Source organism: Achromobacter xylosoxidans (assembly GCF_014490035.1).
GTDB lineage: Bacteria > Pseudomonadota > Gammaproteobacteria > Burkholderiales > Burkholderiaceae_B > Achromobacter > Achromobacter bronchisepticus_A.
Map to the genome: position 1 here is coordinate 6,349,742 of NZ_CP061008.1, position 13,439 is coordinate 6,363,180.

Annotated in this window: 13 protein-coding genes; 9 read left to right on the plus strand and 4 right to left on the minus strand. The window is 66.9% G+C overall.

Annotation, left to right across the window (positions count from 1 at the left end; translation table 11 throughout):
* Window positions 1–6: 6 nt before the first annotated feature.
* From IAG39_RS29455 to rsmB, 3 genes are read right to left on the minus strand one after another with little or no spacing between them, the layout of a single operon-like run.
* A complete protein-coding gene (locus IAG39_RS29455) occupies window positions 7–2,322 on the minus strand; it encodes a sensor histidine kinase (RefSeq protein WP_059378204.1) in 2,316 nt (771 codons plus the stop codon).
* Window positions 2,319–2,909 carry a DUF4390 domain-containing protein gene (locus tag IAG39_RS29460; RefSeq protein WP_118933571.1) on the minus strand — a complete coding sequence of 197 codons (591 nt, stop codon included), beginning with the start codon at window positions 2,907–2,909 and terminating at the stop codon, window positions 2,319–2,321. Before IAG39_RS29460 ends, IAG39_RS29455 begins: the two co-directional genes overlap by 4 nt.
* 40 nt (window positions 2,910–2,949) lie before the next feature.
* Window positions 2,950–4,287, minus strand: coding sequence for a 16S rRNA (cytosine(967)-C(5))-methyltransferase RsmB (rsmB, locus tag IAG39_RS29465; RefSeq protein WP_118933572.1), 1,338 nt, complete (start codon window positions 4,285–4,287; stop codon window positions 2,950–2,952).
* A gap of 92 nt (window positions 4,288–4,379) precedes the next feature.
* Between rsmB and IAG39_RS29470 the strand changes: the two genes are divergently transcribed.
* Complete coding sequence (locus tag IAG39_RS29470) at window positions 4,380–5,012, plus strand: LysE family translocator (protein WP_054457734.1); 633 nt, start codon at window positions 4,380–4,382, stop codon at window positions 5,010–5,012.
* A 28-nt stretch (window positions 5,013–5,040) separates the two neighbouring features.
* Here IAG39_RS29470 and IAG39_RS29475 read toward each other — a convergent pair whose 3' ends face one another.
* The gene (locus IAG39_RS29475; RefSeq protein ID WP_059378207.1) at window positions 5,041–5,793 is read right to left on the minus strand and encodes an IclR family transcriptional regulator; all 753 of its coding nucleotides are present in this window, start codon (window positions 5,791–5,793) and stop codon (window positions 5,041–5,043) included.
* A 184-nt stretch (window positions 5,794–5,977) separates the two neighbouring features.
* Between IAG39_RS29475 and IAG39_RS29480 the strand changes: the two genes are divergently transcribed.
* Genes IAG39_RS29480 through IAG39_RS29515 form a run of 8 tightly spaced genes read left to right on the plus strand, consistent with a single transcriptional unit; the run spans window position 5,978 to window position 13,380 of the window.
* Entirely contained in the window at window positions 5,978–6,757 is a 780-nt protein-coding gene (locus IAG39_RS29480; protein WP_118933573.1) for an enoyl-CoA hydratase/isomerase family protein, read from the plus strand.
* Window positions 6,754–8,376 carry a methylmalonyl-CoA mutase gene (locus IAG39_RS29485; protein WP_118933574.1) on the plus strand — a complete coding sequence of 541 codons (1,623 nt, stop codon included), beginning with the start codon at window positions 6,754–6,756 and terminating at the stop codon, window positions 8,374–8,376. The genes IAG39_RS29480 and IAG39_RS29485 overlap by 4 nt, the downstream gene beginning before the upstream one ends.
* Entirely contained in the window at window positions 8,373–8,789 is a 417-nt protein-coding gene (locus tag IAG39_RS29490; RefSeq protein WP_118933575.1) for a cobalamin B12-binding domain-containing protein, read from the plus strand. The genes IAG39_RS29485 and IAG39_RS29490 overlap by 4 nt, the downstream gene beginning before the upstream one ends.
* Entirely contained in the window at window positions 8,786–9,913 is a 1,128-nt protein-coding gene (locus IAG39_RS29495; protein WP_059378211.1) for a CaiB/BaiF CoA transferase family protein, read from the plus strand. The genes IAG39_RS29490 and IAG39_RS29495 overlap by 4 nt, the downstream gene beginning before the upstream one ends.
* Window positions 9,910–10,815: an ArgK/MeaB family GTPase gene (locus IAG39_RS29500; protein ID WP_118933576.1), complete on the plus strand. Its 906-nt coding sequence runs from the start codon at window positions 9,910–9,912 to the stop codon at window positions 10,813–10,815. The genes IAG39_RS29495 and IAG39_RS29500 overlap by 4 nt, the downstream gene beginning before the upstream one ends.
* Window positions 10,816–10,831: 16 nt before the next feature.
* On the plus strand, window positions 10,832–11,797 hold the full coding sequence (locus tag IAG39_RS29505; RefSeq protein ID WP_059378214.1) for a Bug family tripartite tricarboxylate transporter substrate binding protein: 966 nt from the start codon (window positions 10,832–10,834) through the stop codon (window positions 11,795–11,797).
* 3 nt (window positions 11,798–11,800) lie between these two features.
* On the plus strand, window positions 11,801–12,142 hold the full coding sequence (locus tag IAG39_RS29510) for a hypothetical protein (RefSeq protein ID WP_118933577.1): 342 nt from the start codon (window positions 11,801–11,803) through the stop codon (window positions 12,140–12,142).
* Complete coding sequence (locus IAG39_RS29515) at window positions 12,139–13,380, plus strand: ABC transporter substrate-binding protein (protein ID WP_059378218.1); 1,242 nt, start codon at window positions 12,139–12,141, stop codon at window positions 13,378–13,380. The genes IAG39_RS29510 and IAG39_RS29515 overlap by 4 nt, the downstream gene beginning before the upstream one ends.
* The last annotated feature ends 59 nt before the right edge of the window (window positions 13,381–13,439 follow it).

Here is a 13,439-nt window from a genome sequence, read left to right on the forward strand (position 1 = left end):
ATCCACCTATTGCGTAGCCGCATTATCCTTTTCTTGCGCGGTCGCGTCCATAGTATCGGCCTCGGAAGCCAGCCGGGTCAACAATATGGAGATCCGCGCGCCCCCTTCCTTGCGGTTCGCAAGGTCGATACGCCCGCCGTGTTCTTCCACGATCTTGCGTACGATTGCCAATCCTAACCCAGTCCCGTGGGACTTGGTGGTGACGTAGGGCTCGAACGCGCGCTGCATGACCTGGGGAGGAAAGCCCGGGCCCGTATCGGCGACCGTGAATCTGAGCGCCTGATGCGCCGCCCGGTCGGGCTGCTCGCTGCGCATGAGCTGCGTGGTCACGCTGACCCGCCCTTGCCCGCCCTGCTCGGCGATCGCGTCGCGGGCATTGGACATCAGGTTGTGGATCACCTGGCGCAACTGGGTGGGATCGCCCTCGATGAGCGGCAGGTCCGGCGCCAGCGTCACGTCCAGATTCAAGGCCTTTTCGGCCAGGCGTGACGCACCGCCTTCGGGCTCCCAGCCGTACAGCGACAGCACGTCCGCCACCAGGGCGTTGAAGTCGATGCGCTGCATCACGGCCGGCGGCGTGCGGGCATACTCGCGGAAATCGTCCACCATCTGCTTGAGCGATGCCACCTGGTTGACGATGGTATTGGTGGACCTTTCCACGATCTGGGCCTCGGCGGGCGGCAGCTTGCCCTCCAGCTTCATCGCCAGGCGCTCGGCCGACAGCTGGATCGGCGTCAGCGGGTTCTTGATCTCGTGCGCCAGCCGGCGGGCGACCTCGCCCCAGGCCACGGTCCGGTTGGCCGAGATCACTTCGGTGATGTCGTCAAACACCACCAGATAGCCGTTGCCGCGCCCATCCACGCGCAGATGCGTGCCGCGCGCCAGCAGGGTCAGGGGCTGCGCGCCAGCGGGCGCGTCGTCCTGGCCCGGGGCGATCTCGAATTGCTGCTGCCAGTGCTGGCGCTCGGAACCCACCGCGGCGTGGGCGGAAAAAGCCTGCCGCACGATGTTGGCGAACTCCAGCATGCCGGCCACCGTCTCCAGCGGCCGGCCGATCACCGAGCGCAGATCCGCGCCCAGGATGGTCTGGGCGCCCTGGTTGACGGTGGTGACGCGGAACGATTCGTCGAACACCAGCACCCCGGAGGACAGGTTCGACAGCACGCTTTCCAGATAGACATTGGAGCGTTCCAGCTGTTGCCGGTTGCTCTCGACCATGCGGCGGGCCTCGTCGAGCTGGCGCGTCATGGCATTGAAGGAACGCGTGAGCTGGCCGACTTCGTCGCGCTCGGGCGGCTCGGGCAAAGGCCGGTAGTCGCCCACGCCCACGGCCTGCGTGCCGCCCGCCAGGCTGAGCAGCGGGCGCACCAGCCGTTTGGACAGCGATAGCGCCACCGCGATGGCGCCGAAGGCCGCCAGCAGCAAGGCCAGGGTCAGGGTGATGCCATACAGCTTGCGCAGGCCCAGCCGCGACAGCGCCAGCTCCTGGTAGTCGCGAAAACCCTGCTGCACCAGATTGGCGTTATGGGCGATCTGCTCGGGCACCGGCTGCAGCAGCTGCAGCCAGCGCGGTTCGGACGCCGCCCCCAACAGATTGTCGTAGCGGTCGGGGCCCGTCAGCGGGATCACCACCCGCAGATGCAGCCCGCCTTCGGCGCCGGGAGTCACGGGGTCATCGGCCTCGGCGGCGGAATAGCCGCGCGCCAGCCGCAATTGGTTCATGACGGTGGACGGCGGCGTCGCCGGCAGCAGTTGCCCGTACTGGCTGGTGGAGAACGCGATCATGCGCCCGCTGCCGGTGAAGACCATGGCTTCCTGCACGCCGTTGGCCTCGCGCAGCCGCGTCAAGGCAAGCGTCACGCCGCTGTCGGAGCTGCGGTTCAGTTCCATGGCCATGGAGCGCGCGCGCGCGTCCAGGTCGGCCAGCAGCGAGTCCAGCGCGGCCCGGCCCAGGTTCAGGCCCGCCTCCAGCGCCGTGTCCACGCGCACGTTGAACCAGGATTCGATCGAGCGCGACATGAACTGCACCGACACGGTGTAGATCAGGGCGCCGGGCACCACGCCGATCAGCGCGAACGCCAGGGAAAAGCGGGCCGTCAGCCGCGCGCCGAACTGACGCCGGCGGATCTGCCGCGCCAGCCTCACGGTCAGCGCCACCACCCAGATGAAGAGCGCCAGCGCGAAAATGCCGTTCAGCACCAGCAGCGTGTCGTAGTAGCGCGCAAAGCGCGAGGCATTGCCGGTGGACCACGCCAGCAGCCCCAGCAATGCCAGGCCGCTTGCGGCGCCAACCATCAGGGCCAGCCGAAGCACAAGCCTCATGACGGGTCTTTCTCCTTGTCGCTGAGCACGAACGTGAAGTCCATCCACGGCGTCGACTGTACCCAGGAGCTGCTATTCAGGGCGTTGACCTGGAAGGGCCGCGGCAACAGCGACGTATCCAGGCGCAGGCGCAACTGGCCGCCGTACAGCACGCCCGCGTCAAAGTCGCCAGCGTCCGCCACCGGCCAGTTGCGGATGTGCCGGATGACCCCCATGGCGTCATCCAGCGAGGCGACCGGGAAGGTCAGTTCGCCCACGCCGACCCGCCATTGCCGGGTCAGGGCGTTGTAGATGATGCGCCAGGTGCGGGATGTATCGACCAGGGACTTGTCGAACCACCACCAGCGTTCGCGGTTGATGTTGAGATCAGCAGTTAGGTAGAGCGGAACACCGCGCTGGGCCGCGTCCCGCAGTTGCTGGTTCAGTTCGAACTCGATGTCCGCGTCGATTTCCAATTTGCCGTCGCGCACCGCCGGGCGAACTTCGGTGACTTTGGGTTCGGCCCCATGCGCCTGCCCGCCCGGCACAAGAGAAAGCAAGGCAGATGCGAGCAACAACCCGAGAATTAAGCGCGGAATAATGGACATACGGCACCGGAACTACGTCATGCCCCCTATTCTTGGCGATTCAGGACTGCTTGGCAAACAAGGCGTAGAAAAACCCGTCGCGCTGCGCCGCAGGTGTTGCATCGACCGCAACTGGCAGCAATTGGCCGGGCGCGTCCAGCCGCTGCGCCTCCGGATGGCGCTGCATGAACTCCAGCGCCTGGCGCGTGCCCTCGATCGGGAAGATCGAGCAGGTCACGTAGAGCAGCCGCCCGCCGGGCGCCACCGTGCGCCAGAGCGCGTCCAGGATGCTGGCCTGCAGGGTGGCCGTGCGGCGCACGTCGTTCTCGCGCCGCAGCCAGCGGATATCAGGATGGCGGCGCACGATGCCCGAGGCCGTGCAGGGCACGTCGGCCAGCACCGCGTCGAACGGCTTGCCGTCCCACCAGGCGTCCAGGTCCGCCGCATCCGCCGCTTTCAATTGGACACGGTCGCTTGCCAGGCCCAGCCGGTCCAGGTTCTGCCCGACGCGGGCCAACCGGTCGGCATCGGCATCCAGCGCCAGCAGGTCGATATCGGCCAGCTCCAGCAGGTGGGCGGTCTTGCCGCCGGGTGCCGAGCAGGCGTCCAGCACCCGCATGCCATCGGCGGGCGCCAGCAGCTCGGCCGCCAGCTGCGCGCCGGCGTCCTGCACCGACCACCAGCCCTCGGCAAAACCGGGCAATTGCGCCACCGGCTTGGGCGTGGCTAGCACCAGGCCGGACTGGCCCACGGGCTCGGCCGCCAGGCCCACGGCCTGGAAGGCGGCCAACACCTGTTCGCGGCTGGCGCGGCGGCGGTTGACGCGCAGCGTCAGCGGCGCTGGCAGGTTGGCCGCGGCCAGGATCTCGCGCCACTCGCGCGGGTAAGCCACGCTCAGCTGCTTGACCCACCAGCCGGGGTGGTTCCATTGGGCCTCGGGGCTATCCGCCACGGCAGCCTCGAGCGCCGCGCGCTCGCGCAGGAAACGGCGCAGGCAGGCGTTGAGCATGCCCTTATAGGAAGCCAGGGCGCGGCTGCGGGAGGCCGCCGTCACGGCCTGATCCACCACCGTGTGCGCCGCGTAGACCGGCATGCCCGGCAGGGCTGCCGCGGCGTCGCCCTCTTCCTTCAGCAGGGTCAGCGACACCAGCAGCAGCGATTCGAACAGCACGCTGGGATAGCGCTGCACCATCTCGCGGCCCACGGCGTCGGCCCAGCCCAGATAGCGCATCGCATGGAACGACACGGCCTGCGTGGCGGGCCGCAAGGACGATTCCACGCCGGCCAGCGCGTCCGTCAGGGAGCGGCCGTCCAGCACGCCCTCGACCACCTCCGCGCTGGAAAGCAGGACGGAGGACAGCGGAGGGGCCAGATTGGGGGAGTCGGAACGCGTGGACATGATGCAAATTCAGGAGATAAGACCGCTATGGTAGCCGGACCTGGACGAATGGCGGCCGTCACGGCACACTGGCCCCAGCCACGGAGCCCCTCATGACCCTCGCCACCCTGCTGCTCTTCATCCTGGCCTCGGCCGTCACCATCATCACGCCAGGCCCCACCGTCCTGCTCGCCATGAGCAACGGTTCGCGCCACGGCGTGCGCGCGGCCTGCTGGGGCATGGCCGGCGCGGTACTGGCCGACCTGGTCCTGATCGGCGCGGTGGCGTCGGGCCTGGGCGTGGTGCTGGCGGCGTCCGAAATCGCCTTCCAGCTCATCAAATGGGTGGGCGCGGCCTATCTGGCCTATCTGGGCTGGAAGATGCTGCGCTCGGACGCGGCGCTGGTCATGCCTGCCGCCCAGGCGGACGCCCGGCGTCCGGCCGGCCTGGCACTAGGCCTGCGCAGCTTCGCGGTGGCGCTGACCAACCCCAAGGCGCTGCTGTTCATGTCCGCCTTCCTGCCCCAGTTCATCAATCCGGCCGCCCCTCTGCTGGCGCAATACGCCGTGCTGGCCGGGGTCATGGCGCTGATGAACATCGCCGTGATGCTGGCCTATGCCGCGCTGGGCGCCCAGATGGTGCGCGCCTTCCAGGGCGCCGGCCTGCGCTGGCTGAACCGCGTCTGCGGGGGGCTGCTGATTGGGCTGGCGGGGACGCTGGCCTTGTACCGGCGCAGCGCGCCTTGAGCGGTTTTCCCCGCGGCGAGGCCGCCCGCTAGGCCCGCCCCAGCTGTCGCGACAAAAAGCTGCAGGTCGCCACCAGCAGCTTGGCGCACTCGGCCACGTTGCCCTCCATGCGGTGCTTGGGTCCGGCAACCGCCACGGCCAGCGTCTCGTTGTTGATGGTAAGCGTCGTCGCGACTGCCCACACGTCGTAGACGTTCTCGCCCCGGGTCACGAAATAGCCGTTCTTGCGGCTTTCCAGAATGTCCTGGATCAGCGCCGCATGCTCCGTCTTGGTCTCCGGCGTGATCGCGGCGAGTTGCTGGTCTTCCAGCCATGCGCGCAGCTCGCGCTCCTTCAGGGTGCCCAGGAAGGCCTTGCCGATGGAACTCGAATGCAGCGGCTTGAACTCCCCGGGCTTGGCCGAATAGCGGATGGAGTGCAGCCCCTCGATGACCTGCAGGTAGATCGCCGATTCGCCCAGGCGCTTGCCCAGGATCACGGTTTCGCGCGTGGAATCGCGCAGCCGCTCCAGGACCTGGGTGACGTGCTCGATGAACGGGTCTTTGGCCAGGATGTCGCTCGTCACGTCATACATGCGTTTGGTGGGATACAGCGTGCGCGGACGGTTCAGCGTGTACAGGTAGCCGCGCGCCGTCAGCGTCGAAACGATGGCATGGCAGGTGCTCTTGGGAATGCCGGCCGCCTCGGCCAGGTCGGTCAGCGATAAAGGCCGTTCGTTGGCCTGAAACGCTTCAAAGACGTCAAGCACACGCTCGACGCCGGTCACCGTGACTCCAGACATGGCGCTTCCTTCATGGAAAGTGGGATAGCCGAAATTCAGCCCGCTGAATAAATCCGATAAATCCGTTCCGTTCCCGATTTGCCGCAGGATTTTGTTCGTAATACCGAACAACTGTCCTTGTTCCCGAATATTTTGCTTCATACCATCCTCAGCACGCAATACACCTCGACGGAGATCAGAAAGCGTGCAGACGAACAAGGACATCGCGGTAGAGGAGCGCGCAGGCGGCGAAGTGTGGGTCACCATCGAGCGGCCGCACAAGCACAACGCGCTTGCCCGCACGGTGCTCACCGAACTCGGCCAGGCAGTGCTGGCGTTGGGCGCGCGCAAGGATACGCGCTTCGTCGTGCTGACCGGCGCCGGCGACCGGTTCTTCGCGGCGGGCGGCGATCTGGTGGAACTGGCCGACGTGCGCGAAGAAGCCGCAGCCATCGACATGGCCGAACAATCCCGCGCCGCGCTGGACGCAGTGCGCAACTGCCCTGTACCGGTGCTGGCCTACCTGAACGGCGACGCGATCGGCGGCGGCGCCGAGCTGGCCCTGGCCTGCGACATGCGCATGCTGGCCAGCCACGCGCACATCGGCTTCATCCAGGCGCGTCTGGCCATCTCGTCCGTGTGGGGCGGCGGCGTCGATCTGTGCCAATTGGCCGGCGGCGCCCGCGCCATGCGCATGATGAGCCGCGGCGAACTGATAGACGCGCCGCTGGCGTTGGACTGGGGCCTGGCCGACGCCATCGGCTCCGACGGGCCAGCGGGCGCGGACATGCAGGCCTTCCTCAAGCCGCTGCGACTCTGCGCGCCGCAGGTACTGCGGGCCATCAAGGCGCAAACCGCGGCCTGGCGCCAAGGCGCATCGTACGAGGCGCGCCGCGCCGTCGAACGGCAGCACGCGATCGGCACCTGGCTGCATGAGGATCACTGGCGCGCGTCCGACGCGTTTCTTGCGAGGAGTGCCAAATGAGCGCCGACCAGAATCGCGAACCGCGCGACATGGAACCGCAACTGAGTTCCACCAGCCCCAGCGGCATCGAAGTCCCCACCAGCGTCGGCGCGGACGCGGTCGATCCCGCCCGCATCGGCGCGCCCGGCGAGTATCCCTACACGCGGGGGATCTTTCCCGACGGCTATCAAGGCCGCCTCTGGACCATACGCCAGTACTCCGGCTTCGGCACCGCGGAAGAATCCAACGAACGCTACAAGTTCTTGCTGGAAAAAGGGCAGACCGGCCTGTCCGTCGCGCTGGACCTGCCCACGCAGTGCGGCCTGGATCCGGTACACCCGATGGCGCGTCCGGAGATCGGCAAGGTGGGGGTATCGCTCTCCAACCTGAGCGAGGCCGAGATCCTGTTCAAGGACCTGGACCTGTCGAAGATCTCGACCTCGTTCACGATCAACGGCACGGCCGCCATCATCTACGCCATGTATCTGGCCGTGGCGGACAAGCAGAACGTTCCGCGCGAAAAGCTCACCGGCACCATCCAGAACGACATCCTCAAAGAGTACGTGGCGCGTGGCACCTGGATCTTCCCGGTGCGCCCTTCGATGCGGCTGATCGCGGATTCGATCCTGTATTCCAACGAGGTCTCCCCGCGCTTCAATCCCATCAGCATCGCAGGCGCGCACGTGCGCGACGCCGGTTCCACGGCGGCCGAGGAAATGGCCTACACCTTGGCCAATGGCCTGGCCTACGTGGAGGAGCTGCGCGCGCGCGGCGGAGACGTCGAGAAGTTCGCCAAGCGCCTGTCGTTCTTCTTTTACGTCCACATGGACTTCTTCGACGAGATCGCCAAGTTCCGCGCCGGCCGCAGGCTCTGGGCCCGCCTGATGAAGGAACGCTACGGCGTGAAGGACCCGAAAGCGCAGCACTTCCGCTTCGGCGTGGTGTGCGGCGGGTCCTCACTGGTGGCGCCCCAGCCCTACAACAACGTCGTGCGCGTGGCGGTGGAAACCATGGCTGCCGTGCTGGGCGGCGCGCAATCCATCTTCACCTGCGCCTTCGACGAGGCGTTCCAGATCCCCACCGAATTCTCGGCCGAGCTGGCCGTGCGCACGCAACAGATCATTGCTTTCGAGAGCGGCATAGGCCGCACGGTCGACCCCTTGGGCGGCAGCTATTTCCTGGAGCAGCACACCGACCGGATGGAAGCGCAAATCACCAAGGTGATGGACGAAATCGACGCCTACGGCGGCGTGATTCCAGCCATCGAGGATGGCTGGATCCAGCTGCGCCTGGCCGAGCGCGGCCTGGAGCGCAAACTCAACACCGATTCCGGCCACAACGCGATCATCGGCCAGAACTACTTCAGGAAGGCGGACGAAGAGATCAAGGTCGGCGAGGTCTTCAAGCTGGATCCGACCGTGGCCGAGCGCGCGCTCGAAAAGTACCAACGGGTACTGGACACGCGCCGCCAATCCGAGGTCGACCGCGCGCTGTCCCGGCTTTCCGCCGTGGCCGCCAAGGACAACGAGAACATCATGCCCTACCTCGTGGAGTGCTGCCACGCCTACGCCACCGTGGGCGAAATGGTGGAGCGCCTGAAGGAAAAGTGGGGCGAATTCAAGGAGCCGGTGAATCTATGAGCGCCCAACAGACCTCTGCCGCCCTGGCGGCCAAGCGTATCCTGATCGGCAAGCCCGGCCTGGACGGCCACGATATCGGCGCCAAGATCGTCGCGCTGACACTGCGCAACGCAGGCGCGGAAGTCATCTACACCGGCCTGCGCCGCAGCCCGCTGCAGATCGCGCAGGTCGCGGTGGACGAAGGCGTGGACGCGGTCGGCCTGAGCATCCTGTCCGGCAGCCACCGAGAGCTGGTCGCCGAGGTCATGGCGCAGCTGCGTGAACTGCGGGCGCACGGCGTGAAGGTCTTCGTGGGCGGCACCATTCCCGCCGAAGACTGGCCCTACCTGAAAGAACTGGGCGTGGCGGCGATCTTCACCGCAGACATGCCGCTGGACGACATGGTCCGGGCCCTGGCGCAGAGCCTGTCATGAACGCGCCGCTCGCGGGGATCCGGATCGTCGAAGTCGGCCACATGCTGGCCGGCCCCTATTGCGGCCTGATGCTGGCCGACATGGGCGCCGAGGTCATCAAGATCGAAACGCCCGAAGGCGATATCGGTCGCAGCGTCAGCCCCCATTTCGTGGGCCCGCACAACGCCTACTTCGCCAGCCTGAACCGCAACAAGAAGAGCGTGGTGCTCGACCTGGCCGGCGACGAGGGTCGCGCGGCGCTGGGGCGCATCGTCGAAACCTCGCACGCGCTGGTGACCAACCTGCGGCCTTCGGCCATCCGCAAGCTCGGCCTCACCTACGACGCGCTGCGGCGCTGGAACGAACGGCTGGTCTGCGTGGCGTTGACCGGTTATGGACTGGACGGCCCCTACGCGGACAATCCCGCCTACGACTATGTCATCCAGGCGATGACGGGCGTCATGGCGTTGACCGGCGACCCCGACGCGCCGCCCACCAAGGCCGGCTATTCGGCGGTCGACAACTCCGCCGGCCTGGTGGCCGCGGTAGGACTGCTGGCCAAGATCGTGCAGGGCCAGGGCGGCCAGGTCGACGTGGCGATGTACGACGTCATGCTCTCGCAGCTCAACTACCTGGCAGGCGCGGCGCTGAACGCGGGCGAAACCATAGAGCGCCTGGCGGACTCCTCGCACCCCTATGTAGTGCCGGCGCAGATTTTCGCGACGGCGAACGGCTGGCTCACGCTGTTCATCACCCACGACAAATTCTGGCAGACCTTCTGCGGCGAGATCGGTCGCCCCGAATGGATCGCGGACCCGAAGTTCGCCACCATGGCGGGACGCCGCAAGCACAGGGCCGAGGTCATCGCCGCCATCGCGCAAGTGCTGCGCCAGGCGCCCGCCAGCGCGTGGGTGCGCCGCCTGAGCCCGCTGGGCGTGGTGGTGGCCGAGGTCGGCACCTTGAATGCGGCGCTTTCCAGCGACATCACCGCTGCCCGCGAACTGGTCGTGGCACTGGGCGATGGCCGCCTGCCGCTGCAGGCCGTGGCCAGCCCGATCCGCTTCCAGGGGTATGCCCCCGCCTATGGCTTGCCCCCGCTGCTGGACGAGCACGGCGACGAAGTGCTGGGCAGGGTCAGGACATGAGCGCCCCGCCCCTGGACCGCTGGGCGCTGAGCCGCGCGCTCACGCGCATGGCCAACGCCGACGCTGCTGAAGTTGCGCGCTTCGCGCTGCGCGACGCGACGTCGCACGCCGCCCGGCGGATCGGCATCACAGGAGCTCCCGGCGCCGGCAAGAGCACCCTGGTCGGACACCTGGCGCTGGAACGCGCGCCGCAGGGACGGCTGGGCGTGCTGGCCGTCGATCCGAGCAGCCCGAAGAGCGGCGGCGCCATCCTGGGCGACCGCGTGCGCATGGACGACCTGGCCGGCATCGGCGACTTGTACATCCGCTCGCTGGGTTCGCGCCGCACTTGCGACGGGCTGGCCGACAACCTGCCCGAGATGCTCGACATCATGGACGAGTTCGGTTTCGACGAAGTGCTTCTGGAGACGGTCGGCATCGGCCAGGCCGAGTATGCAGCCCGTGCGCAAGTCGACACGCTGGTGCTGGTCCTGCTGCCCGAAAGCGGCGACATGGTCCAGGCCATGAAGGCCGGCATCATGGAAATGGCCGACATCTACGTCGTGAACAAGGCGGACCTGCCGGGCGCGAAAAGAATGGCCACCGACATACAGCGCATCGCCGCTGTGAACCGGCAACCGGAGGGAGCGTGGCGCGCGCCGGTGCTGCTGGCCTCGTCCACGCAACCGGACTCGATCCGGGCGCTATCGGAAGCCATAGACCGGCATCAAGCCTGGCGCGCCACCGACCCGGCACGGCGCCAGCGCCTGCGCGCCGAGCGGCTGCGCTACCGGCTGCGGCGCATGCTCGAAATGCGCATCGCACATGCCATCTCGCACGCGGACGATGGCTTGTTCGACGCCCCACTACGCCAGCAGATGAGCCGGATACTCGCCGCAGCCGGCGCCACGCTCGATTCTTGACCCCCGGGGACCCGTCATGCTCACACGCCTGTTCGCATCGCTGTTGACCGCCGTCTGCATCGCCGCGCCGGCTGCGGGCGCGGACGCCGCATTTCCAGACAAGCCTGTCAGGATCATCGTCCCGCAGACGCCGGGCGGCGCCTCCGATGTGCTGGCCCGCATCATCGGCCAGAAGCTCACGGCCAAATGGGGCCAACCAGTAGTGGTGGAAAACCACGCCGGCGCGGGCGGCAATGTGGGTATGGAACTGGTCGTGCGCGCCGCGCCCGACGGCTACACCCTGCTGATGAGCTACGTCGGCACCCAAGCCATCAACGGCGCGCTGTACCGCAAGCTTTCCTTTGATCCTGTCCGGGATTTCGCGCCGGTCGCCACGCTGGCCACCCTGCCCTTCGTGATGGTGACCCGGGCGGACTCGCCGTTCAAGACCGTTGCCGCGGTCGTGGCTGCCGCGCGCACGTCGCACATCACCTACGGCTCGGCCGGCAATGGCTCCGTCAATCACCTGCTGGGGGAGATGTTCAACGCCGCCACCGGCGTCAAGCTCACGCACATTCCCTACCGGGGCGCGGCGCCGGCGCTGCAGGACTTGATGGGAGGACGGATCCAGGTGGTGTTCACCAGCCTGCCCTCCGTCATCGGCGCCCTCAAGAGTGCCACCCTTTATCCGATTGCCGTCACCAGCGCGCGCCCCGCCGCCGCATTCGACAGCATTCCAACCATCGCGCAGGCCGGGTTCAAGGACTTCGACGTCAATCCGTGGTTCGGCCTCATGGCCCCCGGACGCACGCCCCCCGCGTTGATCCAAAAGATCAATAGCGACGTGAACGACATCCTGCGCACGCCGGAAGTCGCGGCCAGCTTCGCAGCGCAGGGCGCCGAACCCTACATCACGCAGCCGGATGAGTTCGCGGAGATCCTGCGGGTCGATGCCCTGAAGTGGGGCGAAGTGGTGCGCGCCTCCGGCGCGCAAGTGGATTGATCCATGTCGCGCGCGCTGATCCGGTCGTTGAAGAAGACGCAGCGCCTGGGAGCGCATGCCCAGGCATCGACCGCGCAGCGGCAGGACGCGCGTTCGGCCGCGCAATCGCTGTTGCAACGCAGTGTGAGATTCAAGCATGACCGCCTGGCCGTCCTGCGGCTGGCGAACGCGGTACAGCTGGGCGCCAACGTCGACGAGACGCTGTGGGATTACTGCCTTGCGGTAGCAAGCAATTTGGCGGACCCGACGCAGTTGCAGAAGGTCCTGGCGCTGCGCCGCGGCGCGACGGACCAGCCGACCGGCGGCACAACGCCGGCGGAACCGAACCCCAGGAGACAGGCATGAGAACTTCTTCCTATCGCTGTTCGTTGCGCAAGCTTCCGTCGCCAGGCCGCCGCGTCATGGCGTCCCTGTTCTGCCTCGCGTCCTGTGCCCCCGCCTGGGCCCTGGCAAGCGGCGACGTCATCAAGATCGGCGTGCTGGCCGACATGTCGGGCATCTATTCGGACATGGGCGGCGCCGGCATCACCGAGGCGGTCAGGATGGCCATTGCCGATTTCGGCGGCCAGGTCCACGGCAAGAAGATCGAGGTCGTCACGTCCAATCATTCGGCCAAGCCCGACGTCGCGGCGACCGCGGCGCGCGGCTGGTTCGACACCCAAGGGGTGGACATGATCATCAGCGGCCCCAGCTCGGGCACCAGCCTGGCCATCGCCACGGTCGCGGCGGAAAAAAAGAAGATCGTCATCGTCACGGGCGGCGTCGCCGCCCAGCTGACCAACGAGGAATGCTCGCCGTACACGGTCCACTACCTCTATGACACGGTGGCCCTGGCCCGCGGCACCGGCACCGCCATGACGCGGCAAGGCGGCAAGACCTGGTACTTCCTGACCGTCGACTACGCCTTCGGCAAGTCGCTGGAGAAAGAGACCACGGAGGTCGTCAAGGCCAATGGCGGCAGCGTGCTGGGCAGCGTGCGCCATCCCCTGTCCACCCCCGATTTCTCGTCCTTCCTGTTGCAGGCCAAAGCCTCGGGCGCGCAAGTCCTGGGACTGGCCAACGGCGGCGCCGACACCATCAACTCCGTCAAGGCCGCGAGCGAGTTCGGCCTGTCTTCGTCGATGAAACTGGCGGGTTTGATGCTGTTCATCACCGACGTGCATGCGCTGGGGCTGGAGCAGACCCGCGGCATCAACCTGACCGAAGCCTGGTACTGGGACTCGGACGATAAATCGCGCGCCTGGGCCGCCCGCTTCCAGCAGAAGATGAACAAGATGCCCACCAGCATGCAGGCAGCCAGCTACTCGGCCACGCTGCACTATCTGCAGGCTGTCCAGCACGCGGCCACCAGCCAGGCCGAGGACGTGATGGCGCAGATGCGGAAAGAGAAAATCAACGACATGTACACGCAAAACGGCTACATCCGGGAGGACGGCCGCATGGTCCACGATCTGCGGCTCATGGAGATCAAGAGCCCGGCCGAATCCAAGGGGCCTTGGGACTATTACAAGCAGGTGCAGATGATTCCCGGAGAGCAGGCGTTTGCCTCCAAGGCGGAATCCAAGTGCAAGTTCTGGAACTGATGAAAACGCCGTCCGAGTGTTTGAAGACCAGAGTGGTTTGGTAACTACCAATACATCAA